At 73.2% G+C, this 25361-nt stretch carries 19 protein-coding genes; 16 read left to right on the top strand and 3 right to left on the bottom strand.

Translation table 11 applies throughout. From position 1 onward, the window contains the following. Positions 1-574 precede the first annotated feature (574 nt). The 8 genes from VQ02_RS14615 (at position 575) to VQ02_RS14650 (ending at position 7815) form a co-directional block, all read left to right on the top strand. Positions 575-1339 carry a pyridoxine 5'-phosphate synthase gene (locus VQ02_RS14615; protein WP_048444932.1) on the top strand — a complete coding sequence of 255 codons (765 nt, stop codon included), beginning with the start codon at positions 575-577 and terminating at the stop codon, positions 1337-1339. Further along, complete coding sequence (acpS, locus tag VQ02_RS14620; RefSeq protein WP_048444933.1) at positions 1336-1737, top strand: holo-ACP synthase; 402 nt, start codon at positions 1336-1338, stop codon at positions 1735-1737. Before VQ02_RS14615 ends, acpS begins: the two co-directional genes overlap by 4 nt. A 207-nt stretch (positions 1738-1944) precedes the next feature. Further along, positions 1945-2736 (top strand): signal peptidase I, encoded by a 792-nt coding sequence (lepB, locus tag VQ02_RS14625; protein ID WP_048444934.1) that lies wholly within the window; start codon positions 1945-1947, stop codon positions 2734-2736. A gap of 102 nt (positions 2737-2838) precedes the next feature. After that, positions 2839-3549 carry a ribonuclease III gene (gene rnc, locus VQ02_RS14630; RefSeq protein ID WP_048444935.1) on the top strand — a complete coding sequence of 237 codons (711 nt, stop codon included), beginning with the start codon at positions 2839-2841 and terminating at the stop codon, positions 3547-3549. Beyond that, on the top strand, positions 3546-4502 hold the full coding sequence (era, locus tag VQ02_RS14635) for a GTPase Era (protein WP_048444936.1): 957 nt from the start codon (positions 3546-3548) through the stop codon (positions 4500-4502). Before rnc ends, era begins: the two co-directional genes overlap by 4 nt. 5 nt (positions 4503-4507) lie before the next feature. After that, positions 4508-5431, top strand: coding sequence for a class I SAM-dependent methyltransferase (locus VQ02_RS14640; protein ID WP_048444937.1), 924 nt, complete (start codon positions 4508-4510; stop codon positions 5429-5431). After that, on the top strand, positions 5428-6177 hold the full coding sequence (locus VQ02_RS14645; RefSeq protein WP_048444938.1) for a pseudouridine synthase: 750 nt from the start codon (positions 5428-5430) through the stop codon (positions 6175-6177). Before VQ02_RS14640 ends, VQ02_RS14645 begins: the two co-directional genes overlap by 4 nt. Positions 6178-6717: 540 nt before the next feature. Then, positions 6718-7815 (top strand): adenylate/guanylate cyclase domain-containing protein, encoded by a 1098-nt coding sequence (locus VQ02_RS14650; protein WP_048444939.1) that lies wholly within the window; start codon positions 6718-6720, stop codon positions 7813-7815. A 189-nt stretch (positions 7816-8004) separates the two neighbouring features. On the opposite strand, the gene VQ02_RS14655 is transcribed toward VQ02_RS14650, so the two are convergent. Next, positions 8005-9645 (bottom strand): ABC transporter substrate-binding protein, encoded by a 1641-nt coding sequence (locus tag VQ02_RS14655; RefSeq protein ID WP_048444940.1) that lies wholly within the window; start codon positions 9643-9645, stop codon positions 8005-8007. A 234-nt stretch (positions 9646-9879) separates the two neighbouring features. On the opposite strand from VQ02_RS14655, the gene ahcY reads away from it, so the two are divergent. The 8 genes from ahcY to trxA all read left to right on the top strand — a co-directional run bounded on the left by ahcY (position 9880) and on the right by trxA (position 24391). Next, on the top strand, positions 9880-11286 hold the full coding sequence (ahcY, locus tag VQ02_RS14660) for an adenosylhomocysteinase (protein ID WP_048444941.1): 1407 nt from the start codon (positions 9880-9882) through the stop codon (positions 11284-11286). Positions 11287-11660: 374 nt separating this feature from the next. Then, positions 11661-14132 carry a sensor histidine kinase gene (locus VQ02_RS14665; protein WP_048444942.1) on the top strand — a complete coding sequence of 824 codons (2472 nt, stop codon included), beginning with the start codon at positions 11661-11663 and terminating at the stop codon, positions 14130-14132. A 188-nt stretch (positions 14133-14320) separates the two neighbouring features. Beyond that, complete coding sequence (tsaE, locus tag VQ02_RS14670; protein ID WP_209437019.1) at positions 14321-15850, top strand: tRNA (adenosine(37)-N6)-threonylcarbamoyltransferase complex ATPase subunit type 1 TsaE; 1530 nt, start codon at positions 14321-14323, stop codon at positions 15848-15850. A 42-nt stretch (positions 15851-15892) separates the two neighbouring features. After that, complete coding sequence (locus VQ02_RS14675; RefSeq protein WP_048444944.1) at positions 15893-16636, top strand: nucleotidyltransferase family protein; 744 nt, start codon at positions 15893-15895, stop codon at positions 16634-16636. After that, positions 16633-17130, top strand: a complete 498-nt coding sequence (locus VQ02_RS14680) for a GNAT family N-acetyltransferase (RefSeq protein ID WP_048444945.1) — start codon at positions 16633-16635, stop codon at positions 17128-17130. Before VQ02_RS14675 ends, VQ02_RS14680 begins: the two co-directional genes overlap by 4 nt. Then, positions 17127-20258 carry a double-strand break repair protein AddB gene (gene addB / locus VQ02_RS14685; RefSeq protein WP_048444946.1) on the top strand — a complete coding sequence of 1044 codons (3132 nt, stop codon included), beginning with the start codon at positions 17127-17129 and terminating at the stop codon, positions 20256-20258. Before VQ02_RS14680 ends, addB begins: the two co-directional genes overlap by 4 nt. Positions 20259-20476: 218 nt before the next feature. Continuing rightward, the gene (addA, locus tag VQ02_RS14690; RefSeq protein ID WP_048444947.1) at positions 20477-23932 is read left to right on the top strand and encodes a double-strand break repair helicase AddA; all 3456 of its coding nucleotides are present in this window, start codon (positions 20477-20479) and stop codon (positions 23930-23932) included. A gap of 138 nt (positions 23933-24070) precedes the next feature. Then, positions 24071-24391, top strand: coding sequence for a thioredoxin (trxA, locus tag VQ02_RS14695; RefSeq protein ID WP_048444948.1), 321 nt, complete (start codon positions 24071-24073; stop codon positions 24389-24391). Positions 24392-24460: 69 nt separating this feature from the next. Here the strand turns inward: trxA and VQ02_RS14700 are convergent, their stop codons facing one another. Both VQ02_RS14700 and VQ02_RS14705 read right to left on the bottom strand, forming a co-directional pair. After that, positions 24461-24814, bottom strand: coding sequence for a hypothetical protein (locus VQ02_RS14700; RefSeq protein ID WP_048444949.1), 354 nt, complete (start codon positions 24812-24814; stop codon positions 24461-24463). Between the two features lie 122 nt (positions 24815-24936). Further along, positions 24937-25254: a hypothetical protein gene (locus tag VQ02_RS14705; protein ID WP_245239734.1), complete on the bottom strand. Its 318-nt coding sequence runs from the start codon at positions 25252-25254 to the stop codon at positions 24937-24939. Positions 25255-25361 lie beyond the last annotated feature (107 nt).

The raw sequence follows: 25361 nt of genomic DNA on the forward strand, positions 1-25361 counted from the left end.
GGTGGGCGCCGGAGCCGTCGGGGCGGGAGCCGCCGCCGGCGGCTTCTGCGCGTCCGCGGGCGCCGAGCCCTGCTGCGCCTCGGCGGCCGACACGGCCGTGAGCGCGGCGAGGGCCGTCACAATCATCCGCAGGGTTCCGGGCAAGCGGGCCTCTCGTTGGGTCACACGAAACGCTCCCCGGGCAACCGCGGCCGGGGCGCTGGGTTCCGGATGGAGGAGGAACGCGGCGAAGTTGTGGGGGCGGAGCGGCAGGGGCAGCCGGGCGGGCGCGTCACCGCCGCGGTCGAGCCGTCGAGCAGACATCGTGGGCCTCCGGGGCAGGCGCGGCGGCCCGCCCGAGCATCGAGCGTCGGGTTGTCGCGGCGGGGCGCTGCCGCGCCGGGCGGGCATCCGCGCCCGCGCCGCGGAGCGCCCACAGTGCGGCGCAGCGGGCGAGGTGTCCAGGCGGATGCGGCGCGGCCCCGGGGTTTGCGGGGGAGTATTGTCCGGGGGGCCGTCCTTTGCGCCGCCCCGGGACGGCTGGCGGCGCCGGGTGGGCCACGCTACATCGCGGGCGAGCCCTGGAGCCCGCCCGATGCCCGCGTCCCCTCTCCGCCTCGGCGTCAACGTCGATCACGTCGCCACCCTGCGCAACGCCCGCGGCGGCACGATGCCGGATCCGGTGCGGGCGGCCCGCGCGGCAGTCGCGGCCGGGGCCGACGGCATCACCGCCCACCTGCGGGAGGACCGCCGCCACATCCGCGACGACGACGTCGAGCGGCTCATGCGCGAGATCGACCGGCCGCTGAACTTCGAGATGGCCGCGACCGACGAGATGCTGGGGATCGCCCTGCGCCTCCGGCCCCACGCCGCCTGCCTGGTGCCGGAGAAGCGCGAGGAGCGCACCACCGAGGGCGGGCTCGACATCGTCGGCGGCCGCGAGCACCTCGCGCCGGTCATCCGGCAGCTCAACGAGGCCGGGGTGCGGGTCTCGCTCTTCGTCGAGCCGGAGGTGCACGTCATGGAGGCGGCCCGGGCGCTGGGGGCGCCCGTGGTCGAGCTGCATACCGGCACCTACTGCGAGGCGGTCGTCGCCGGGGACGAGGGGAGGGTGCGGGCCGAGCTCGCCCGCCTCGCCCGCGCGGCCGAGCACGGGAGCGCCCTCGGCCTCGAGATCCATGCCGGCCACGGCCTCACGGTCGACAGCGTCGGCCCGGTGGCGGCCCTGCCGCAGGTCCGCGAGCTCAACATCGGCCACGCCCTGATGGCCGAGGCGATCTTCGACGGGCTTCCGGCCGCGATCCGGGCGATGCGGGCCGCGATGGACGCCGGCCGCGCGCAGGCAGGGGTCGCCGCATGATCGTCGGCATCGGCTCGGACCTCTGCGACATCCGCCGCATCGAGCGCTCGCTCGAGCGCTTCGGCGACCGCTTCACCCACCGGGTCTTCACCGAGGGCGAGCGCGCCCGCAGCGACCGGCGCGCTGCCCGCGCGCCGTCCTACGCCCGGCGCTTCGCCGCCAAGGAGGCCTGCTCGAAGGCCCTCGGCACCGGCCTGAGCCACGGCGTGTTCTGGCGCGACATGGAGGTGGTGAACCTGCCCGGCGGCCGCCCGACCCTGCGGCTCACCAACGGCGCGGCCGAACGCCTCGCCGCCCTGATGCCCCCGGGCCACCGCCCGGTCGTCCACGTCACCCTCACGGACGACCCGCCGCTCGCCCAGGCCTTCGTCATCATCGAGGCGCTGCCGGAGGGCTGAGCCCGCCAGCCCCGGCACGTGATTCGGCGAGCGATCCGGCAAGTGACCTGGCGAGTGACTCGACAAGTGATTCGCCCCCGCCTGCCGCACCGCGTTGCGGGCGGGCAAGCGTTGGTCTAGACCCCCCGCACCGCGCGAAAAGCCGGCCGCGTGCCCTCGGCGGGTGCCCAGGCGAATTTCAGCACGGACCGCCGGAGAGACGAGATCATGGATCGCGCACGCACGGACCAGGACCTGAAACGCGGCAAGGATGCCGGACTCTGGGACTCGATCAAGGAGACCGTCAAGGTCGGCGTCCAGGCGCTGCTGATCGCCGTCGTGGTCCGCACCCTGCTGTTCCAGCCGTTCAACATCCCGTCCGGCTCGCTGATCCCAACCCTGCTGATCGGCGACTACCTCTTCGTCTCGAAGTACTCGCTGGGCTACTCCAAGTACTCCCTTCCCTTGAGCGAGTATCTGCCGTTCGAGGCCAAGGGCCGGATCTGGGGCGCCGAGCCCAAGCGCGGCGACATCGTGGTGTTCAAGCTGCCCAAGGACAACGCCACCGATTACATCAAGCGGGTGATCGGCCTGCCGGGCGACCGGATCCAGGTGATCGAGGGCGTGCTCAACATCAACGGCCGGCCGGTCAAGCGCGAGCGCATCGCCGATTACTCCACCACCGACGCCTTCGGCCAGCCGACCCTGGTGCCGCAGTACCAGGAGACCCTGCCCAATGGCGTCACCCACAACATCATCGAGCGCGACGGCGACCGCGGCCTGTGGGACAACACCCAGGTCTACACCGTGCCGCCGAACCACTTCTTCATGATGGGCGACAACCGCGACAACTCCACCGATTCCCGCGACCTCGGCAATGTCGGCTACGTGCCGTTCGAGAACCTGATCGGCCGGGCCGAGGTGATCTTCTTCTCGATCGACGAGGGCGCCGCTGCCTGGCAGGTCTGGAACTGGCCGTGGACGGTGCGCTGGAACCGGCTGTTCAAGCCGATCCATTGACGGGAGCCTGGGAGCTTGAGTGCCGCTGACGCAGCCGGATCGCCGCAGGCCGACGACCCCGTCCCGGGACCGGGGGAGGCCGCGCCGCGGCGCAAGCGCGGGATGCGGCGCCGGCCCGACCTCTCGGTGCTGGAAGAGCGCATCGGCCACCGCTTCGCCGACCGCGACCTGCTGGTGCGGGCGCTCACCCACGTCAGCGCGACGAACGGCCAGGGCAGCTACCAGCGCCTCGAGTTCCTCGGCGACCGGGTGCTCGGCCTCGCGGTGGCGGACGGGCTCTACACCGCTCTGCCGGGGGCCGACGAGGGCGACCTGTCGCGGCGCCTGTCGAGCCTGGTGCGGCGCGAGAGCTGCGCCATGGTGTCCAACGCCTGGGAGGTCGGGCCGCACCTGAACCTCGGCGGCGGGGAGGTCCATGGCGGCGGGCGCCGCAACGCGGCGATCCTCGCCGACGTTTGCGAGGCAATCCTCGGCGCGATCTTCCTCGATGCCGGGTACGGTGCCGCCAAGGCGGTGATCGACCGCGCCTTCGAGGCCGGCCGCCAGACCGAGGGCACGCGGAGCCGCGACCCGAAATCGGCGTTGCAGGAATGGGCGCAGGGCCAGGGCTGGCCGACCCCGACCTACGTGGTGGTGGAGCGGGCCGGGCCCGACCACGCGCCGCAATTTCGCATCGAGGCCCGGGTGACCGGCGTCGCGCCCGGCCTCGGCATCGGCGGCTCGAAGCGCCTGGCCGAGCAGGCGGCCGCGCGCGCGCTGCTGGTCCGCGAGGGGCTGTGGACCGGGGACGAACCCGGGGAGCAGGCAGAATGACCGACGATACCGCACCCAACACCGACGCCGCCGTTCCCGAGGAGTCCGGCCCGCCGCAGGAGACCCGCGCGGGCTTCGTCGCCCTGATCGGGGTGCCGAATGCCGGCAAGTCCACCCTGCTCAACAGCCTCGTCGGCACCAAGGTGTCGATCGTCTCGCGCAAGGTGCAGACCACCCGGGCGCTGGTGCGCGGCATTGCCATGGAGGGCGCGGCGCAGATCGTCCTCGTCGACACGCCCGGCATCTTCGCGCCCAAGCGCCGCCTCGACCGGGCGATGGTCACCTCGGCCTGGAGCGGCGCGGCGGATGCCGACGCGGTCTGCCTCTTGATCGACGCCCGCAAGGGCGTGGACGAGGAGGTCGATGCGATCCTCAAGCGGCTGCCGGAGCTGAAGCGCCCGAAATTCCTGGTGCTCAACAAGATCGACGTGATCGCCCGCGAGCGCCTGCTGGCGCTCGCCGCCTCCCTCAACGAGAGGGTGCCGTTCGAGCGCACCTTCATGATCTCGGCGCTCACCGGCGACGGGGTCGACGACCTGCGCCGCGACCTCGCCGCCCGGATGCCGCCCGGCCCCTGGCTCTACCCCGAGGACCAGGTCTCCGACGCGCCGCTGCGGATGCTCGCCGCCGAGATCACCCGGGAAAAGATCTACGACCGGCTGCACGAGGAGCTGCCCTATTCCTCGACCGTCGAGACCGACCAGTGGCAGGTCCGGCCGGACGGCTCGGTGCGGATCGAGCAGACCATCTTCGTCGAGCGCGAGAGCCAGCGCTCGATCGTGCTCGGCAAGGGCGGGCAGACCATCAAGGCCATCGGCCAGGCCGCCCGGATCGACATCGCCGAGGCGGCCGAGGCGAAGGTCCACCTGTTCCTGTTCGTGAAGGTGCGGGAGAACTGGGCCGACGACCCCGAGCGCTACCGCGAGATGGGCCTGGAATTCCCCCGCGGCTGACTATCGTGACCGACCGTCCTGCCGCGCCGCACGGCGTCTACGGCCATCCGCCCGCCGACCTCGCCGAGGTGCCGGAGGGCGCGGTGCAGCTCTCCCCCCTCGTCCCGGGCAGCACCGCCCTGGAGGAGCTGGGTCCCGGGACGCTCGCCGGCCTCACCGTGCTGGCGCCGCCCGGCACCCTCGAGCGTCGCCACGCCCTGGCCCTGAGCGTGCGCGCGCTCAGCCCCGGCGCGCCTCTGACCGTGCTCGCCCCGAAGGACAAGGGCGGCTCGCGGCTCTCCCGCGAGCTCGCCGGCTTCGGCTGCCGCCTCGACGAGAGCGCCCGGCGCCACCACCGCATCGTGCGCACCGCGCGGCCGGATGCGCCGACCGGCCTCGACGCGGCGATCGCCGAGGGGGCGGCCCGGCTCGTGCCCGATCTCGGCCTGTGGTCGCAGCCCGGCATCTTCTCCTGGAACCGGATCGATCCCGGCACGGCGCTCCTGATCGAGACCCTGCCCCCGCTCTCCGGGCGCGGCGCCGATCTCGGCTGCGGCCTCGGGGTGCTCGCCCGGGCCGTGCTGGCCTCGGCGAAGGTGACGGGTCTCGCCCTCGTCGACAACGACCGCCGGGCGGTGGCGGCGGCGCGGCGCAACGTCGAGGATCCCCGCGTCACGGTCGCCTGGAAGGATGCCCGGGCGGCGGACGCGGTGCCGGAGCGCCTCGACTTCGTGGTGATGAACCCGCCCTTCCACGACGGCGGCGCCGAGGACCGGGCGCTCGGCCAGGCCTTCATCCGCCGCGCCGCCGCGGCGTTGCGGCCCGGCGGGACGCTCTGGCTCACCGCCAACACCCACCTGCCCTACGAGGCGACGCTCTCGGAAGTGTTTCGCGAGGTGACGCCCCGGGCCGCCGCGCACGGCTACAAGATCCACGAGGCGCGCAAATGAGCGGCAAGGGCAAGACCGCCTCGGTGCGGCTCGACCGGCTGCTCGCCAATCTCGGCTACGGATCGCGCCGCGAGATCCAGATGCTCGCCCGCGCCGGCGCCGTCGTGCTCGACGGCACTCCCTTGCGCGACGCCGATCAGCGCATCGCCCTCGACCCCGGCCTGCCGGCCCGCCTCACCGTCAGCGGCAAGCCGCTCGATCCGCCGCCGGGCCTGGCCCTGATGCTGCACAAGCCGCTCGGCGTCACCTGCTCGCACAAGGAGGCCGGCCCGCTCGTCTACGGCCTGCTGCCGCCGCGCTGGCGCCGGCGCGAGCCGCCGCTCTCGACCGTCGGCCGCCTCGACAAGGAGACCTCCGGCCTCCTGCTCCTCACCGACGACGGCGCGCTCCTGCACCGGATCATCTCGCCGAAGGCCAGCGTCTCGAAGCGCTACCAGGTGACGCTGGACCGGCCTTTGCGCGGCGACGAGGGCGCGGTGTTCGCCTCCGGCACGCTGATGCTGGAAGGGGAGGAGAAGCCGCTGCTGCCGGTGACCCTGGAGGTGCACGGGCCGACGAGTGCCGCGGTGACCCTCACGGAAGGACGCTACCACCAGGTCCGGCGGATGTTCGCCGCGGTCGGCAACCACGTCACGGCGCTGCACCGCGATCGGGTCGGCGCGCTGGAACTGCCGGCCGACCTGGAGCCCGGGCAGTACCGGGTGATGGGGGAGGGGGATGTGGCCCGGGTGTTCGGGGTGGAGTGAGCGGGCGACCGGTGTTCCTCGGATCTATCCGCGACCAGCCCGGCCACGGCACGCGACGCTGGCGGATGCGGTGCCGACAGGTTCCCGTTCCGTCGTAAGCCACTCTCCCTTTCCCGGACGACTGCAGCGTCAGCGGAATTAGATCCGGGATCCAGCACGAAAAGTCGCGAAGCGTCCGCTTGTCTGTCCGCAGCCATGCAAAGACAGAGCCGCTTAGCGGCACGTCTTCGGCTGGATCCCGGATCTCCTTCCATTTCGTTCCCGTCGTCCGGGAAAGGGGAGTGGCTTACGATAGACCGCGGGGCTGCCCGCATCGCACCTGCCGGTGTCGTGAGCCGAGCAGTCTGACCGTCGCGGCGACGGGACAGGTGTGACGCGGACGCCGCTCCGAGCAACACCGCAGCTCAACCACCCGCGGTGTCGGCCTGTGCGCTGCCGCACGATGACGGCTCGTCCGATGCCGCCAAGTCTCCGGTGATCATCGTGTCGCCGCTATTGCTCGCTCATCCCTATGGCAACACTCCAGAGCCGGGGAAGACGATGTCGTACGGCACCGCGACCTTCTGGATCATCATCGCCGCTGTAAGCGCCTCGTTCGGTGCCCTGCACGGCCTCCTGTTCGCCGACGGGCCGAACACCGCGGGGATGATCTACGGGACCTGCATCGGCGTGCTCGCCATCGCGTACGAGCGCGGCGTCTTCCTCGCCGGCTACACGGAGCGCCTGCGGCGGCTGCCCACGCTGGCCTATTTCGCGGCCGCGGAGATCAGCCTGGTGCTCGTGATCGTCGTCAGCATGGCGCTGACCGGTCTGGTCCTCTGGACGCTCGGCATCGTGGAGAAGCCCCTGATAGGGGCGGTCACGCCGAAGCTCTCCACCATCCCCTTCGCGCTGGCGATGTCGGCGATCATCGTCTCGGTCCTGCGCGTGCGCGACCTGATCGGCGGGGAGACGTTCGTGAACCTCATCCTCGGGCGCTACCACCGGCCGGTCAGGGAGGAGCGCGTCTTCCTCTTCCTCGATCTCGCCGGGTCGACGGCCTACGCGGAGCGGCACGGCGACATCGCCGCGCAGGAGCTGCTGACGGCGGTGTTCTCCGCGATCGCCGAGCCGGTGCGCCGCTACCGCGGCCAAGTCGACGATTACATCGGCGATCAGGTCATCGTCTCCTGGCCGCTCGCGCGCGGCGTCGAGCGGGCGCGCTGCGTCGCCTGCGTCTTCGCGATCCGCCGGGCCCTGGAAGCCGACCGGGACAGCTGGCTCGCGCGCTTCGGCCTGGTGCCCGAGCTGCGTGCCGCCCTGCACGGCGGCAGCGTGGTCACGGCGGAGGTCGGCGTCGACCGGCACAAGATCGCGTATTTCGGCGACGTCATGAACGCGACTGCCCGGCTCGAAGGGTTGTGCCGGGAGACCAGGCGGGCCGTGCTGATCTCGGAGGCGGTTCTCTCCCGGCTGCCGGTCCTGCCCGAGGGCATCACGGCCGAGGCGCTCGGATCGTACCAGCTGCGAGGGCGGAGCGAGACGATGGCGGTGCATGCGCTCGCGGACGGGCGCCGGCCGCGGATCGTCGGTGCGCGCGCCGAGGTCGACGCCGATCACCGGGTGGCGGGGCAGCGCTACGCGGCCCCGCGCGGCTGACGACCCGGAGCCTTCTTGCCTTGCGCGACAGTCTTGACACCCTCCGCGTCATTCCGGGGCCACGCAGCAGAGCCCGGAATGACGCGGAGGACATGGATGCCGTCGGGGCCAAAACAGGCAGGCTCCGACAGGCAAGACTACGCCGGTCCGTAGAGCGAGCCGACGCACCCCCCGCTTCGCGGACCGCCCCTATCCGAGCGTCGTCAGATCTTGGAACCAGTGCTGCGCCTGGGTGTACCCCTTCACCTTGGCCGAGAGCGCGTGCGGGTTGGTGTCGTGCACGACCCAGACCTGCACTGCGTCGTCGACCACGATCTCGTGGATGCGCGCCAGCATCCGGTCCTGCTCGGCCGGGTCGAAGCTCGCCCGCACTGCGTCGCAGAGCTTGTCCACCTCCGGGTTGCGGTAGTGGCTCCAGTTCACGCCGGTCGGCGCGACCTGCTTCGAATCGTAGAAGCGCAAGATGGCGTAGAGTGGGTCGGAGGTGACGTAGGCGATGTTGCTGCCGGTGATGCCCTTCATCGACGGGTCGGCGGCGCCCTGGCGCCAGGCGGTGTAGGCGACCTCGAGCTCGACCGCCTGGAACTCGACCGCGATGCCGATCTCGGCCCAGGATTGCTGCACGAACTCGTTGATCGGCAGGGACAGCATCTGGCCCGAGCCGCCGGTCGGGATGATGAACTTGGTGCGCAGCGGGTTCTGGGGCGTGTAGCCCGCCTCCTTCACCAGCTTGCGCGCCGCGTCGACGTCGTACCCGATCTTGAAGCTCGGCTTGCCGAACCACGGGCTCGAGGGCTGGACCTGCCCGACGGCCGGCGTCGCGAGCCCGCCCATCAGGGCCGCGACGCCCTCCCGGTCGATGGCGAGGTTGGCCGCCTTGCGCAGGCGCAGGTCGCGCCACGGGCTGCCCTCCAGCATGGAGAGGTGATAGTTCCAGACGTGCGGCGTGTCGTTGCCGGTCACCCGCATGCCGGCGCCCTTCAGGCGCGGCACCGCGTCGGGAGCGGGCAGCTCGATCAGGTCGGCGTTGCCGGAGAGCAGCGCGTTGGCGCGGGCCAGGTCCTCCGGGATGCAGGCGAGCGTCAGCTTCGCCAGTCGTGGCATGCGCTTGGGGTTCCAGTAGGTCTCGTTCGGCACGAGGTCGAGGCGCACCCGCGGCACCAGGGCGGCGAGGCGGTAGGGGCCGGTGCCGGAGGGCTGGAAGGCGAACTTGGTCCAGTCCCGTCCCACTGCCTCGTACTGCGCCGGCGACGAGATCAGGAACCACAGCATCTGGTAGGGGAAGAGCGCGTCGACCGCCTTGGTGGTGACCTGCACCGTCATGGCGTCGAGCTTCTTGTACGACGCCACCGAGGGCAGGCGCGGGCGCACCTGCGAGGCCTGGCGCTGGTCGTAGTGCGGTGCCTTGGCGTCGAGCACCTTGTCGAAGTTCCAGATCACCGCGTCGGCGTCGAACGCCGAACCGTCGTGGAACTTGACCCCCTCGCGCAGGCGGAAGACCCAGTTGCGGCGGTCCGAGGCGTCGCTCTCCCAGGCGGTGGCCAGCCCCGGCACCAGCTTGCCCGGCCGGTCGGCGACGTCGAGCTCCCAGGCCACCAGGGGATCGTAGAGGGTGAGCCCGGTGAACTGGTAGCCGCCCGCGCCCCGGTCCGGCTGGCCGGTGGTGAGCGGCAGGTCGAACAGCGAGATGCCGTAGGTCAGGCTGCCGGACGCCTTCTCCGCGCCGGCGGAGGCCGTTCCTTGCGCCAGGACGGCGCCGGTCGGCCCGAGCGCCGCGAGGGCCGAGGCGCCGGCGAGCAGCTGACGGCGCGAGAGGGAGGCGTGACGCATCGAAGGACCCCGGCTGGCGGGGCCCGTCGGGCCGCCGCGTTGACGCGCCTGACGTCTGCAAGAGGCGTGCAAGCGCAGCAGCAAGAGGCGTGCAAGCGCGGCCGCGGGAGGGCGGCGCTGACGGCCAGCCCACCTTCGAACCAGTCGCATAAAGACATCTTTATATCTTGATTGCCTCCCCGCCGGGCGGCTGGTATAGGCGCAGCCGAACCGGCCGACACGGGGAGCCCGACAATGCCGAGCACGCAGGACTACATCGTCAAGGACATCGCGCTGGCCGATTTCGGCCGCAAGGAGATCGCGATCGCCGAGACCGAGATGCCCGGCCTGATGGCCGTGCGCCAGGAATACGCCGCGAGCCAGCCGCTGAAGGGCGCCAAGATCGCCGGCTCGCTGCACATGACGATCCAGACCGCGGTGCTGATCGAGACCCTGAAGGCTCTCGGCGCCGACATCCGCTGGGTCTCGTGCAACATCTACTCGACCCAGGACCACGCCGCCGCCGCGATCGCCGCCGCCGGCATCCCGGTCTTCGCCATCAAGGGCGAGACCCTGAAGGATTACTGGGACTACACCGCCAAGCTGTTCGAGTGGCATGACGGCGGCATGCCGAACATGATCCTCGACGACGGCGGCGACGCCACGATGTTCGTGCATCTCGGCCTGCGCGCCGAGCAGGGCGACACCGCCTTCCTCGACAAGCCGGGCTCCGAGGAGGAGGAGATCTTCTTCGCGCTCCTCAAGCGCATGCTGGCCGAGAAGCCGAAGGGCTGGTTCGCCGGCCTCGCCGAGTCGATCAAGGGCGTCTCGGAGGAGACCACCACCGGCGTGCACCGCCTGTACCTGCTCGCCAAGGAGGGCAAGCTCCTCTTCCCGGCGATCAACGTCAACGACGCGGTCACGAAGTCGAAGTTCGACAACCTCTACGGCTGCCGCGAGTCGCTGGTCGACGGCATCCGCCGCGGCACCGACGTGATGATGGCCGGCAAGGTCGCGATGGTCGCGGGCTTCGGCGACGTCGGCAAGGGCTCGGCCGCCTCGCTCCGCAACGCCGGCTGCCGCGTGCTGGTCTCGGAGGTCGACCCGATCTGCGCGCTCCAGGCCGCGATGGAGGGCTACGAGGTCACCACCATGGAAGATGCCGCGCCCCGCGCCGACATCTTCGTGACCGCGACCGGCAACAAGGACGTCATCACCCTCGACCACATGCGGGCGATGAAGGACCGGGCGATCGTCTGCAACATCGGCCACTTCGACAACGAGATCCAGGTCGCGGGTCTCAAGAACCTGAAGTGGCAGAACATCAAGCCGCAGGTCGACGAGATCGAGTTCGCCGACGGCCACCGCATCATCCTCCTGTCGGAGGGCCGCCTGGTGAACCTCGGCAACGCCATGGGCCACCCGTCCTTCGTGATGTCGGCCTCGTTCACCAACCAGACGCTCGCCCAGATCGAGCTCTGGACCAACCCGGGCAAGTACGAGAACAAGGTCTACACCCTGCCCAAGGCCCTCGACGAGAAGGTCGCGGCGCTGCATCTCGAGAAGATCGGCGTCAAGCTGACCAAGCTGCGCGAGGACCAGGCCGCCTACATCGGCGTCAACCAGGCCGGCCCGTTCAAGCCGGACCACTACCGTTACTGAGATCGCACGACTTCCGCAGTCGTGAGTTCGAGAGCCCGGCCGTGAGGCCGGGCTCTTCTTTTTGCGTGTGCGTCATGCCCCAGAGGTTGTGCGGGCGGGCTGGCAACATGAGTTCCGCCTTTGTTCCGACGCGGGTGTGGCATTTCTGTGCCCTTGACGGTGCTCCGCACCGGTATCGCCGGTCTCCCCCCAATTCACCCCTTCCTGCCCGAATCCGGGGCGCGCTACAGTTCGGCCGATTCTGTGGGGGATGCCGCTTCGCGGTCGCGGGCGGCGTGTCGGTCGTGGCGTTGGTCGAGGCGTAGCGTTCAGGTCGCAGGCGTGCCGGTCCGGTCGCGGGACGGTGCGCCGGCTCGCGTGGAGACGGACGGATCATGGGGGTTGGACGAACGCCGCGCCGGCTCGGCGGCCGCGTGGGCGCCGGCGTATTGGGCGGCGCACTCGGTCTCGCGGCCGCCGCCCAGGCGGCGGAGGGCGCCCCGGGGCTGCACGCGCACAACGCCGTGGGCTTCGCGGTGCTGATCGGCCTGACGATCTTCGCCACCATCCTGTCGCTGCTCTACCTGCGCGAGCGCGCCCGCTGGGCCCGGCGCGAGCACACCCTGACGACCGAGCTCGCCGAGCTGCGCGGCGCCCACGACCGGGCCGACCTGCTGCTCGGCTCCGAGCCGCAGGTGGTGGTGACCTGGGATTCCCGCGGCGAGCCGCGGATCGAGGGCGACGTCGGCATCACCGCGGAGGGGTCGCGGCCGGGCTCGGCCCGCCGGGTGCTCGCCTTCGGCGCCTGGCTCGTGCCCTCCGACGCGGCCGCCCTCGACGCCGCAGTCGAGACCCTGCGCGGGCGCGGCGAGCGCTTCCGCCGCACCGTCCACACGCTGCAGGGCCGCACCATCGAGGCGCAGGGCCAGGCGGTGGGCGGCCAGGCGCTCCTGCGCCTGCGCGAGCTCACCGGCGAGCGCCAGGAGCTGGTCGAGCTGCGCGCCACCCTGGAGGAGGCCCGCCACGGCCTCGGCGCGCTCGCCGGCCTCCTCGACGCCATCCCCCAGCCGGTCTGGCGCCGCAGCCGTGACGGGCGCCTGGCCTGGGCCAACGCCGCCTACGTGGCCGCCGCCGAGGCGGGGGACGTCGCCCGCGCGGTGCGCGAGGGGGCCGAGCTCCTCGAGCGGCCGGCCCGGGAGGAGGCGGAGCGCCGCCGCGCCCGGGGCGGCGGCGGGCCCCTGCGGGTCTCCGCCGTGGTGGCGGGCGAGCGCCGCACCCTCGACGTCACCGAGGTCGCGACCGAGGCGGGCATCGTCGGCATCGCGGTCGACGTCTCGGAGCTTGAGCGGCTGCGCGCCGACCTGCAGCGCCAGATGGACGCCAACGTCCGCACCCTCGACCAGCTGCCCACGGCCGTGGCGATGTTCGACGCCCGCCAGCAGCTGATCTTCCACAACGCCGCCTACCGGCAGCTCTGGGACCTCGACCCCACCTTCCTGGAGGGCCGGCCCCTCGACGGCGAGATCCTCGACACCCTGCGCAACGCCCGCAAGCTGCCCGAGCAGGCGGATTTCCGCACCTGGAAGGCCGGGGTGCTGGCCGCCTACCGGGCCGCGGAGGCGCAGGAGACCTGGTGGCACCTGCCCGACGGGCGCACCCTGCGGGTCCTCGCCGACCCGAACCCTCAAGGGGGGCTGACCTACCTGTTCGAGGACGTGTCCGAGCGGGTCCACCTCGAGTCGCGCTACAACGTGCTGATGCAGGTGCAGAGCGAGACCCTCGACACCCTGCGCGAGCCGGTGGCGGTGTTCGGCACCGACGGACGGCTGAAATTCGCCAACCGGGCCTTCGCCCAGGTCTGGCGCATCGCCCCCGAGATGGTCGAGGTCCAGCCCCACATCGACCAGGTGATCGCCGTCTGCCGCACCTTGAGCCCGGCCGAGGAGCCGTGGACGCAGATCCGCGAGGCGGTGACCGGCCTCGTCGACGCCCGCCGCGGCCTCGCCTGCCGCCTCGCCCTCAAGGACGGCACCATGCTCGACTGCGCCGCCGAGCCGCTGCCGGACGGCGCGACGCTGCTGACCCACATCGACGTCACGGCGAGCGTCAACGTCGAGCGGGCGCTGACCGACAAGAACGAGGCGCTCGAGCGCACGACGCGTCTTCGCGACGAGTTCGTGCACCACGTCTCCTACGAGCTGCGCTCGCCGCTCACCAACATCATCGGCTTCACCGAACTCCTCGGCGACGAGACCGTCGGCGCCCTCAACCCGCGCCAGCGCGAGTACGCCGACCACATCATGCGCTCCTCGGCGGCGCTCCTCGTCATCATCAACGACATCCTCGACCTCGCCTCGATCGATGCCGGCTCGATGGAGCTGACGCGGGAGCGGGTCGACGTGCAGACCACCATCGCGGCGGCGGTGCGCGGCATCAGCGACCGCCTGGCGGAGGCCGACATCGCCCTCGTCCTCGACGTGCCGGCCGACATCGGCAGCTTCGTCGCGGACGGCAAGCGCATCCGCCAGATCCTGTTCAACCTGCTCTCCAACGCCGTCGGCTTCTCGGCCCCGGGCCAGCAGGTGCGGGTCTGCGCCCGCAAGGACGGCGAGAGCCTGGTGCTGGAGGTGATCGACCAGGGCCGCGGCATGCCGCCCGAGGTGATGGCGCGGGTGTTCGACCGCTTCGAGAGCCACACGCTCGGCACCCGCCACCGCGGGGTGGGCTTAGGGTTGTCGATCGTGCGTTCCTTCGTCGAGCTGCACGGCGGGCGCATCGACATCGCGTCCAGTCCCGGCTCGGGCACGCGGGTCGCCTGCACCTTTCCGGTCGGCGACGGCGAAGCCCACCTGGCGGCGGCCGAGTAGCCGGCAGGACGGCCGCCGCGGACCCGCTCTCGTGCCGGTGGTGACGGGATCTGGATATTTCGGCACCCTGCGCGCGTTGTCGCAGGCATCCGGAGACGGCCGGGAAAGGTTAAGGTTCATGGGCTATCAAGGGGCTCAACGCCCCGGACGGGCCCGTGAGCGAGGATGGCGGAGTGGATCAGGAGGGCATGGCCGAGCGTACACCCTGGGAGATCGTGCTGCCGGACGAGAGCGCGACCGAGGATCTCGGCCGCTTCCTCGCCGAGATCCTGCGGCCCGGCGACTTGGTGGCGCTCTCCGGCGGGCTTGGCGGCGGCAAGACGACGCTGGCCCGGGCCGTGATCCGCGAGATCGTCGGTGATCCCGACCTCGAGGTGCCGAGCCCGACCTTCACCCTGGTCCAGCCCTACGAGAGCCGGAACGGGCAGGCCGTGGTCCACGCCGACCTCTACCGCCTGCGCGGGCCCGACGAGCTGGTCGAGCTCGGCTTCGACGAGATGACCGAGCGGGCGATCGCCCTCGTCGAGTGGCCCGACCGGCTGCCGCCGCGCCACGGCCCGACGCTGGCGATCGACCTCTCCCTCAAGCCCGAGTTCGGCGACGACGCCCGGCTCGCCCGCCTGATCGGCGGCGGGGGCCTCGGCGGGCGGCTGATGCGGGCCCGGGCGCTCCGGGTCCTCCTCGACCGCACCGGCTGGGGCGAGGCCGAGCGCAGCCACATGCAGGGCGACGCCTCGAGCCGCACCTACGAGCGCCTGACCAACCCGGACGGCACGAGGGCGGTGCTGATGATCTCGCCGCCGAAGCCCGACGGCCCGCCGGTGCGGGACGGCAAGCCCTACAGCGCCATCGTCCACCTCGCCGAGAGCGTGCACGCCTTCGTGGCGATGGACCGCGGCCTGCGGGCGCTGGGCCTCTCCGCCCCGAAGATCCTCGGCGAGGACCTCGATGCGGGGCTCCTGATCCTGGAGGATCTCGGCAGCGAGCCGGTCGTCGACCAGAACGGGCCGCGGCCCGAGCGCTACGCCGAGGCCGTGAAGGTGCTGGCGCGCCTGCACGGCACGACCCTGCCGACGGTGCTGCCGGTGGCCGAGGGTCGCGACCACGTGCTGCCGCCCTACGACCGCGAGGCGCTGCTGTTCGAGGCCGAGCTGCTGCCCGAGTGGTACGCGCCGTTCGTCGCCAACGCGCCGCTCCCGCCCGAGGCGCGGGCGGCCTTCGTGTCGGCCTGGAGCGAGGCGCTGGAAGGCCTTGAGACCGAGGCACGGACCTGGACCCTGCGCGACTACCACTCGCCCAACCTGATCTGGCTGCCCGAGCGTGACGGCCTCGAGCGCATCGGCCTGATCGACTTCCAGGACGCGGTCCTGGGCCACCCGGCCTACGACGTCGCCTCGCTGCTGCAGGACGCCCGGGTCGATGCCAGCGCCGAGTTCGAGCTGCGCCTGCTCGGCCTCTACGCCCGCGAGCGGCGCCTGCGCGACGCCGAGTTCGACATGCAGGGCTTCGCCCGGGCCTACGCGGTGCTGGGGGCCCAGCGCGCGACCAAGATCCTCGGCATCTTCGCCCGCCTCGACCGGCGCGACGGCAAGCCGGGCTACCTCGCCCACCTGCCGCGCATCGAGGGCTACCTCGCCCGCAACCTCGCCCACCCGGCGCTCTCCGGCGTCCGGGCCTGGTACGCGCAGCACCTGCCGCGCCTCTGCCCCGACGCCTGACCGCCTTCCGCGATCCCAACCGCCCCCGAACAACCCGCCACGATGACCGACTCCCCGACCCCCGCCGTGACGCGCGCCTTCGTGCTGGCCGCGGGCCTCGGCAAGCGCATGCGCCCGATCACCGTCACCACGCCGAAGCCCCTGGTCGAGGTGGCGGGCAAGTCCCTCGTCGACTACGCCCTCGACCGGGTCGCCGAGGCCGGCATCCCGGAGGCGGTGGTCAACGTGCACTACCTCGCCGACCTGATGGAGGCGCACCTGGTGCGCCGCCGCGGCCCGCCGCTGATCACGATCTCGGACGAGCGCGACCGGCTGCTCGAGACCGGCGGCGGGGTGAGGAAGGCGCTGGCGCAGCTCGGGCCGGCGCCCTTCATGGTGCTGAACTCGGATTCGTTCTGGCTCGAGGGGCCGCGGCCGAATCTCGGCCGCCTGGTTGAGGCCTGGGATCCTGAGCGGATGGACATGCTGCTGCTGCTGGCCTCCGCCGCCACCAGCCTCGGCTACGACGGTCCGGGCGACTTCCAGATGGACAAGGAGGGGCGGCTGACGCGCCGGGCCGAGCGCGAGGTCGCGCCCTTCGTCTACGCGGGCGTCGCGATCCTGAAGCCCGAGCTCTTCGCCGACACGCCGGAGGGCGCGTTCTCCCTCAACCTGCTGTTCGACCGCGCCATCGCGGCGGAGCGCCTCTACGGCCTGCGCCTCGACGGGCAGTGGCTCCATGTCGGCACGCCCGAGGCCCTGCGCGAGGCCGAGGAGCGGGTGCGCGCGAGCGCGACGCAGCCGTGACGTCCACGCCCGCGATCGGCCCACTCGATGATCTCGACGCGGTGCTGGCGCTCAACGATGCCCACGCGGCCGAGACCTCGCGGCTCGACGCCGCGGCCCTGCGCGCCATCGTCGACCAGGCCTTCCTGGCCACGTCCGTGACCGGGCCGGAGGGACTCGCGGCCTTCCTGATCGCCCTCGACCAGGACGCCGACTACGCGAGCCCGAACTTCCGCTGGTTCCAGGCCCGCTGCCTGCGCTTCGTCTACGTCGACCGGATCGTCACCGCGCCGGCGCAGCGCGGCCGCGGGCTCGCCCGCGCGCTCTACGAGGACCTGTTCGCCCGCGCTGCCGCCGCGGGCCACGGGCGGATCGCCTGCGAGGTCAACCGCCTGCCGCCGAATCCGGCCTCCGACGCCTTCCACGCCGCCCTCGGCTTCGCGGAGGTCGGCACCGCGGAGATCCACGGCGGCCTGAAGACCGTGCGCTACCTCCTGCGCGAGACCTCGCGGTGAGCGCGGGACACGTCTTCACCATCCCGCCGGGACTGCCCTTCCTCGACACCCTGGCCGACGCGCTCCTGTCCGGACGCCTCGTCGGCGACCTCGCCGGCGGACCGTTCGGGCTCGCCGCGGTGACGCTCTACCTGCCGACCCGCCGCGCCGCCCGCGCGCTCGCCGCGATCCTGGCGAAGGAATGCGGCCCGGCGGCGCTCCTGCCCCGGATGGTGCCCCTCGGCGAGGCCGACGAGGCGGAGCTTGACCTCCTGGCCGCCGCCCCGGGCGAGCGCCGGGAGGAGGTGCTGCGCCCGCCGATTCCCGCCCTCGAGCGCCGGCTGATCCTGGCGCGCCTCGTCCAGGCCTGGGCCGGTACGGTCGACCGCCAGCTCCTGCCCCTCAACGATGAGGTGCCGTTCCGGGTGCCGTCCTCGCCGGCGGACGCGATCGGCCTCGCCGCCGATCTCGAAGGATTGATGGATTCCCTCACCGTCGAGGGGCTGCCCTGGGACGACATCGCGGGCGCCGTCGAGGCGGAGCACTCGCGCTACTTCTCCCTCACCCTCGATTTCGTGCGCATCGCCGCCGAGCACTGGCCGAAGATCCTGGCCGATCGCGGCGTGAGCGACCCGGTCCAGCGCGGCCGCGCCCTGGTGCTGGCGGAGGCCACCCGCCTCGCCCGCGAGCGCCCGGCCCACCCGGTGATCGTCGCCGGCTCCACGGGCTCGGTGCCGGCCACCGCCCGGCTGATCGCGGCGATCGCCGGCCTGCCCCGCGGCGCCGTGGTGCTGCCGGGCCTCGATCGCGACCTCGACGCCGCCGGCTGGAGCGCCATCGATCCCGGCGGCACCGGCGAGGCGGCGGCCCACGCCCACCCGCAGGCGGTGCTGCACCGCCTCGTCGGACGGGACTTCCTCGCCCTCGACCGGGCCGAGGTGATCCCCCTCGGCCGCCCGGACCCGGCCGCCGCGGCCCGGGCCGGCCTGCTGTCGCAGGCCCTGCGCCCGGCCGAGACGACGGATGCCTGGGCCGACCTCGATCCGGCGGTCCGGGCGGGGCTCGCCCGCGACGGCGCCGCCGGGATCCGGGTGGTCGAGGCCGCCGACGAGCGCGAGGAAGCGCTGGCCGTCGCGGTCGCCTTGCGCGAGGCGCTGGAGCAGCCGGGCAGGACCGCCGCCCTCATCACGCCGGACCGGGCGCTGGCGCTCAGGGTCGCGGCCGAGCTGCGGCGCTGGGGCATCGTCGCCGACGATTCCGCGGGCGAGCCCCTGGCGCGCAGCCCGGCCGGGCGGCTCGCGCGGCTCGCCGCCGACGTCGCGGCGCTCGACGCCAAGCCCGAGCGGGTGCTGGCGCTCCTCGCCCATCCGATGGTGCGCCTCGGCCTCTCCCGCCCGCAGGTCGAGCGGGCGGCGAGCGCGCTGGAGATCGGCGTCCTGCGTGGTCCTGCGCCCGCCAAGGGCTTCTCCGGCATCGAGGACGCCCTGCGGCTCGCCCGCACCGAGGAGCGTCCGCACGATCCCCGGCCTCGCCGGCGCCTCACTACGGAGGACTGGGAGGCGGCCGAGGACCTGCTGCTGCGCCTCTCGGTCGCCTTCCGCGACTTCTTCGCCGACGAGGACGACGCGCCCGACGACCTGATCGCCATCGCGCACCGCCACCGCGCCGCCTGCGACCTCCTGATGGAGGGGCCGGAGGAGGACGAGCCGGAGCCCGACGCCTCGGTGGCGGTGCTCGACGCCCTGTTCGACGACATGGCGCTCTCCGAGCCGGGCCTGCTCGGCGGCCGCTTCTCGGACTACCCGGCCTTCTTCACGGCGCTCGCCCGCGAGCGGGTGGTGTCCCGGCGCAACGTCAGCCCGCATCCGCGGCTGCGCATCCTCGGCCTGCTCGAGGCGCGGCTCCTCTCCGTCGACCGGGTGGTCCTCGGCGGCCTCGACGAGGGCGTGTGGCCGCCCAAGGCCGAGACCGACGCCTTCCTCAACCGGCCGATGCGGGGCCGCGTCGGCCTGCCGTCGCCGGAGCGCCGCCTCGGCCAGACCGCCCACGACTTCGTCCAGGCGCTCGGCTGCCCCGACGCGATCATCACCCGGGCGCACAAGCGCGAGGGCGCACCGACCGTGCCGTCGCGCTTCCTGCAGCGTCTGCGGGCCTTCGCCGGGGAGGAGCCCTGGACCGACCTCGTGCGGGGCGGGCAGCGCTACCGGGCGCTGGCCGCCGCCCTCGACGCCGGCACCGGCCCCCTGCCGCCGCGCCGGCGCCGGCCGGCGCCCCGGCCCGACCCGGGCCTCTTCCCGCGCTCGCTCAGCGTCACCGAGATCGAGACCCTGGTGCGCGATCCCTACGGGATCTTCGCCCGCCACGTGCTGGGCCTCGACGCCCTGGAGCCGGTGGCGGTGCAGCCGGGCGCCAGCGACCGCGGCACCATCGTGCACGCGGTCCTCGGCGGCTTCGCCGAGCGTTTCCCCACGGCGCTGCCGGATCTCCAGGAGGCCGACCGGGTCCTCTACGAGCTCGCCGCCAACGCCTTCGGGCCGATCTCCGACGCCTATCCGGAGCTCTACGCCGAGTGGTGGCCGCGCTTCGTGCGCTTGGCCGAGGCCTTTCTCGCCTGGGAGGCCGAGCGCCGCCCGGGCCTGCGGCAGGTCCACCCGGAGGCCGGCGGGCGCTGGGCCCTCGACATCCCGGGCGGCCACGTCCTCACCCTGCGGGCCCGGGCCGACCGGATCGAGACCCGCCGCGACGGCGGCCACACGATCATCGATTTCAAGACCGGCCAGCCTCCGAGCGCCCGCGAGGTCTTCGCCGGCTTCTCGCCCCAGCTGACGCTGGAGGCCGCGATGCTGCGCGCCGGCGCCTTCAAAGGCCTGGCGCCGGCGACCGAGACGCCCGATCTGCTCTACGTCCGGGCCGGCGGCGGCAAGTCCCCCCTGGACCCGGCCCCGCTCAAGCCCCCGCGGGGCGACGGACGCAGCCTGCCCGAGCTCGTCGACGCCCACGTCGCCGGCCTGCGCCAGCTCGTCGGCGCGTTCATGGCCGGCGAGGCGTCCTACCTGTCCCGGCCGTACCCGAAATACGCCAAGGCGTACTCGGATTACGACCACCTGGCGCGGGTCCGGGAGTGGTCGCTGATCGAGGGGGAGGAGTAGAGGGCGGGGCCGATGCGCGCCCCGACCTCTCCCCGTGGAGGGGGATCCCGCGCCCTCGTCCGCACGGGGCGGTCGCCGCCCGCGCGGGGTACTCACCCTGTGCTCCCACCGCCACGCTTCCCGAAATCCCTGTGCATCACCGCCCGGCCCCGCGTGAGGCAACGCTTCGTTCGCTATGAGCGCGGCACGGTAGAGCGTGGCGTTGCGCGTGAGGGCGGATGGGCATCGAGGGTTTCGTGGTCGACGGCCTCACGCAGGCGGCGCAGCGCCGTGCGGCCGATCCGCGATCCTCGGCCTGGGTGTCGGCCAATGCGGGGGCGGGCAAGACCAAGGTGCTCACCGACCGGGTGGTGCGCCTGCTGCTGCACGGCGCCGCCCCGGCCAAGATTCTCTGCCTCACCTTCACCAAGGCGGCCGCCGCCAACATGGCGATCCGGGTGTTCGAGCGCCTCGGCCGCTGGGTCACCCTCGACGAGCCGGCGCTTCATGCCGAGCTGACGGCCCTCGAGGGCGAGGCGCCGGACGACGCCACCCTGCGGCGGGCTCGCCGGCTCTTCGCCCGGGCGGTCGAGACGCCGGGCGGGCTCAAGATCGAGACCCTGCACGCCCTGTGCGAGCGGCTGCTGCACCTGGTGCCGTTCGAGGCCAACGTGCCGGCCCGCTTCGTGGTGCTGGACGAGGCTCAGACCCGCGAGGCGATCGACCGGACCATCGACAACGTCCTCGCCGACGCGGTCGATTCGCGCCATCCGGATCTGGCGGAGGCCCTCGCCCTCGTCGCGCCGGAGGCGGCGGGCGAGGCCCTGCGGCGGGCGATGGTCGCGGCGGTCCAGAACCGCAGCCTGACCGGACACCCCGACGGCCTCCCGGCCCGCCTCGACGCCCTGCGGGGCGCCCTCGGGCTCGAGCCCGGCGAGACCGTGCCGGCGATTGAGGCCCGGATGCTCGACGGGGGCCCCAACCTCGCCGGCCTGATCGCGGCCCTGCGCACGACCAAGGCCACCGACGAGAAGCGGGCCGATGCCCTCGCGCTCGCCGCCTCGGCCGAGGGGCCGGCGCGGCTGCCGCTGATCCTCGCGGCGTTCTTCAAGGACGAGGGCGAGGGCGATCCCTACGCCGCGTCGAGCCTCGGCACCAAGGCGGTGCCGGCGGCCGCCAAGGAGGCGCTGCTCGCCGAGCAGGCCCGGCTCGCGTCCTTGCGCGACACCCTGAAGGCCGCCCGCGCGCTCGACCGCACCCGGGCCCTGTTCACGCTGGCGGCCGAGATCAACCGCCGGGTCGAGGCGCAGAAGGCGCGCCTCGGCGCCCTCGACTTCGACGACCTGATCCACAAGACCCTGGACCTGCTGACGCGGGTCGATTCGGCCTGGGTGCTGTACAAGCTCGACCGCGGCGTCGACCACGTGCTGATCGATGAGGCGCAGGACACCAACCCGCAGCAATGGGAGATCCTGCGCCGCATCACCGAGGATTTCTGCGCCGGGGACGGCGCGCGCGAGGCGGGGAACGGGCTCGCCCGCACCCGCTTCGCCGTCGGCGACCCGAAGCAGTCGATCTACAGCTTCCAGGGCGCCGCGCCGGAGGAGTTCGAGACCACGCGGCGGGCCTGGCAGCGGGCCGCCGCCGGGGCCGGGCTGCCCTTCGCCGATGTCGGCCTCACCCTGTCGTTCCGCTCGGCCATCGGGGTGCTGCGGGCGGTCGACGCCACCTTCGCCATCGACGCGCATTACCGCGGCTTGTCCTTCGGCGACCTGGCCGTCGGCACTGTGCACTCCACCGCCCGGGTGCGGGCGCCGGGCCAAGTCGAGCTGTGGCCGGTCGAGCGGCCGAGCGCCGAGGAGGAGCCCGACGCCTGGACCCACCCGGTCGACGCGATCGAGGCCGGCGCCCCCGCCCTGGTGACGGCCCGCCGGGTCGCGCGGGCGGTGCGGCTCTGGACCACGCAAGGAGACGAAGCCGGCCGGGTCTGGCGCCCCGGCGAGGTGCTGATCCTGGTGCGCAAGCGCTCCGCCGCCTTCGAGGGCGTGATCCGGGCGCTCAAGGCCGAGGGCGTGCCGGTGGCGGGGCAGGACCGCCTCGACATCGCCGCCCACATCGCGGTCCTCGACCTCGTGGCGGCCGGGCGCGCCGCCCTGCTGCCGCAGGACGACCTGACGCTCGCGACCGCGCTGAAGACGCCGCTCGTCGGCCTCACCGACGACGACCTCGTCGGCATCGCGGCCGGCCGCGACCCGGCCGAACCCCTGGTCGCGGCCTTGCGGCGGCGCGCCGAGGCCGGCGACCCGGCGGCCGGGCGCGGCGTCGCGGCCCTGGAGCGGTGGGGCGCGCTCGCCCGGGCGCACGGGCCGTTCGGCTTCTACGCCGAGCTGCTCGGCCCCCTCGGCGGGCGGGCCCTGCTGGTGCAGCGCCTCGGCGGCGAGGCGGGCGACGCCATCGACGTCTTCCTCACCGCCGCCGCCCAGGCCGAGGCCGGGCCCGACGCGCCCTCGCTCACCGGCTTCCTCGCCCGCTACGCGCCGAGCGGCGGGCGCGACGCCGGCGGCCACACGGTGAAGCGCGACCTCGACGCCGCCCGCGACGAGGTGCGGGTGATGACGGTGCACGGCGCCAAGGGCCTCGAGGCACCCCTGGTGCTGGTGCTCGACGGCTGCGAGGCGCTCGGCCGCGACCCGGCCCTGATCCCGATGCGGCTTGCCGACGGCAGCACCGTGCCGGTCTGGTCGAGCGCCAAGGCCCATGACAGCCCGGCGGTGGCGGCCGCCCGCGACGCCCTGCACGAGAAGGGCCGCGAGGAGCACAACCGCCTGCTCTACGTCGCCATGACCCGGGCCAAGGACCGGCTGGTGATCGCGCCGTATGCCGGCAATGACAAGGAGACCCCGGCCGAGGCCTGGTGCGAGATGATCCGCCACGGCCTCGTCCAGGCCTTCGGCGGCGTCGAGGTGGCGGAGATGCCCTACGGCCCGGCGGAGAGCTGGCGCGAGGGCGCCGCCCTCCCGGCCGTTCCCGCCACCGCGGTGCCGGCCCCCGCGCCGGAGGCGGTGCCGGACTGGCTGCACCGGCCGGTGACGCCCGAGGCCGAGCCGCTGCCGCCCCTGCGTCCTTCCGGACTCGGCGCCGCCGACGAGCCGCGCCGCTCGGATGCCCGCTCCAGCGACCCGGCGGCGCGCCGCCGCGGCGTGCTGGTCCACGCCCTGCTCGAGCACCTGCCCGGCCTCCCGGCCGGGCGCCGCCCGGCAGCCGCGGACGCCTTCGTGGCCGCCCGCGCCCCGGGCCTCGATCCCGCCAGGCGAGCGGCCATCGCGGCCGAGGCCCTGCGGCTCCTCGACGATCCCGACCTCGCGGTGCTATTCGGGCCCGAGGCCCGGGCGGAGGTGACGCTCGCCGGCAGCATCGTGGTCGCGGGCGTCCCGCGTCCGGTGCATGGCCGGGTCGACCGCATCGCGGTGACCGGCGAGGCGGTCTGGCTCGCCGACTTCAAGACCGGCCGGCCCCCGGCCCCCGGCGCGCGGCCGCCCCGGAGCCAGGCGGCGCAGGTCGCGCTCTACGCGCGCCTCCTCGGGACGATCTATCCCGGCCGCGCCCTGCACCCGCTCCTGGTCTGGACCGCCGGGCCGGTCGTCCACCGCCTCACCCCGGAGGAATGCGCGGCCGCCCTCGACATGCTCGCGTGATCGGTGCGCTGGCACACGGGCAGAGCGGGGATGGCTTGGCCGCTGCGCTTGATCGGCCCCCGGACGGTTCTTAACTTCACCCCCACGCGGGCCGGTCCGCAGCGTTGGCCGGCTTCATGACCGGAAAGGATTGTTGCGATGGCGACCGTGAAGGTGACCGACGCGAGCTTCGAGCAGGACGTGCTGCGATCGGCGGAGCCCGTCGTGGTGGATTTCTGGGCCGAGTGGTGCGGCCCGTGCCGGGCGATCGGCCCGGCGCTGGAGGAGATTTCCAGCGAGATGAACGGCCGGGTGAAGATCGCCAAGGTCAACGTCGACGAGAACCCGGGCATCGCCTCGCAGTACGGCATCCGCTCGATCCCGACGCTGATGCTGTTCAAGGGCGGCGAGCTCGCCGGCCAGAAGGTCGGCGCCGCCCCGAAGGGCGACCTTTTCCGCTGGATCCAGGCCACAGCCTGAACCCACCGGATCCGCTGAACGACGAGGAGCCCGGCCGCGAGGCCGGGCTTTCTCGTATCGGCCCGTCGCTCAGCTCCGCCGCAGCAACCGCAGCTCGCTCGCCGGACCGTAGGCGATCCAGATCGCCTCGCAGGCCGCCCGCCGGTCGGTCCGCAGCCGGGTGTCGAGGTCGTCGAGGGCGGCTTGGAGGCGGACGGAACGGGTCTTCTGGAAGAAGTCGGCGTGGTTGAGCTGCGTCCGGGACGAGAAGGCGCGGAAACGGTCGGGGTCGATCCGCACGCCGTCGCATTTGCGGCTGGCGAGGTCGGCCTCGATGCCGGAGAGGAGCACCGGATCCTGAGGTGTCGCCTGCTCCCGGTGCGGCTGCGCCGTGAAGCAGAAGACGGCCCAGGCGATCACGGCGATGGATGGCCGGAAGATCATGGTGGCGCTCGACGGTCAGCGCGTGGTGGGTCCTGCGCCGGGTAATCGTCGATGCCGGCCCCCGTTCCCGCCCCCACGCTCCGTCATGTGCGCTGGCGCACGGGGCGATCCATGGGGCGCGCTCAGACCGGGTCGCGGTCGATCCAGGCCGGGTCCATCGCCGCCTCGCCCCCGCCCGCCTCGAAAGGCGCCGGGCCGGGCGCCTCGCCGCGGATCAGGGTCTCGGCCTCGTCGTGGTCGACGTCGCGCATCTGCTCGGCCAGGAGCGCGAGGTAGCTCGCCGCCGCGGCCGTCCCGAACAACTCGGCGAAGCGCGCATGGGCCACCGCCGTCATGGTCTCGACGACCGCCTCGGGCGGGCTGCCGGCCTCGACGGCGTTGTCGAACACCGCCCGCCAGGCGCGGGACAGGCGCTCGCGCAGTTCGAAGGTGTCGTCCACGGTCGGCCACGGTCTCCGGGCCGGGAGCGGCCTGACCGGCAGTATGGGCCGGCAGGCCGGCGGTTTCCAGGCGGGAAGGGGTGCCGTCCGGGCGGGTCCGGTGCGAT

Source organism: Methylobacterium variabile, assembly GCF_001043975.1.
Taxonomy (GTDB): Bacteria; Pseudomonadota; Alphaproteobacteria; order Rhizobiales; family Beijerinckiaceae; genus Methylobacterium; species Methylobacterium variabile.

Bases quoted from the DNA above. Each gene is read 5' to 3' on its own strand.
- trxA (WP_048444948.1), top strand. From the start codon at position 24,071: ATGGCGACCGTGAAGGTGACCGACGCGAGCTTCGAGCAGGACGTGCTG.
- VQ02_RS14645 (WP_048444938.1), top strand. From the start codon at position 5,428: ATGAGCGGCAAGGGCAAGACCGCCTCGGTGCGGCTCGACCGGCTGCTC.
- VQ02_RS14665 (WP_048444942.1), top strand. From the start codon at position 11,661: ATGGGGGTTGGACGAACGCCGCGCCGGCTCGGCGGCCGCGTGGGCGCC.
- VQ02_RS14655 (WP_048444940.1), bottom strand. From the start codon at position 9,645: ATGCGTCACGCCTCCCTCTCGCGCCGTCAGCTGCTCGCCGGCGCCTCG.
- VQ02_RS14650 (WP_048444939.1), top strand. From the start codon at position 6,718: ATGTCGTACGGCACCGCGACCTTCTGGATCATCATCGCCGCTGTAAGC.
- tsaE (WP_209437019.1), top strand. From the start codon at position 14,321: ATGGCCGAGCGTACACCCTGGGAGATCGTGCTGCCGGACGAGAGCGCG.
- VQ02_RS14700 (WP_048444949.1), bottom strand. From the start codon at position 24,814: ATGATCTTCCGGCCATCCATCGCCGTGATCGCCTGGGCCGTCTTCTGC.
- addA (WP_048444947.1), top strand. From the start codon at position 20,477: ATGGGCATCGAGGGTTTCGTGGTCGACGGCCTCACGCAGGCGGCGCAG.
- VQ02_RS14675 (WP_048444944.1), top strand. From the start codon at position 15,893: ATGACCGACTCCCCGACCCCCGCCGTGACGCGCGCCTTCGTGCTGGCC.
- era (WP_048444936.1), top strand. From the start codon at position 3,546: ATGACCGACGATACCGCACCCAACACCGACGCCGCCGTTCCCGAGGAG.
- ahcY (WP_048444941.1), top strand. From the start codon at position 9,880: ATGCCGAGCACGCAGGACTACATCGTCAAGGACATCGCGCTGGCCGAT.
- VQ02_RS14615 (WP_048444932.1), top strand. From the start codon at position 575: ATGCCCGCGTCCCCTCTCCGCCTCGGCGTCAACGTCGATCACGTCGCC.
- acpS (WP_048444933.1), top strand. From the start codon at position 1,336: ATGATCGTCGGCATCGGCTCGGACCTCTGCGACATCCGCCGCATCGAG.
- rnc (WP_048444935.1), top strand. From the start codon at position 2,839: ATGCGGCGCCGGCCCGACCTCTCGGTGCTGGAAGAGCGCATCGGCCAC.
- lepB (WP_048444934.1), top strand. From the start codon at position 1,945: ATGGATCGCGCACGCACGGACCAGGACCTGAAACGCGGCAAGGATGCC.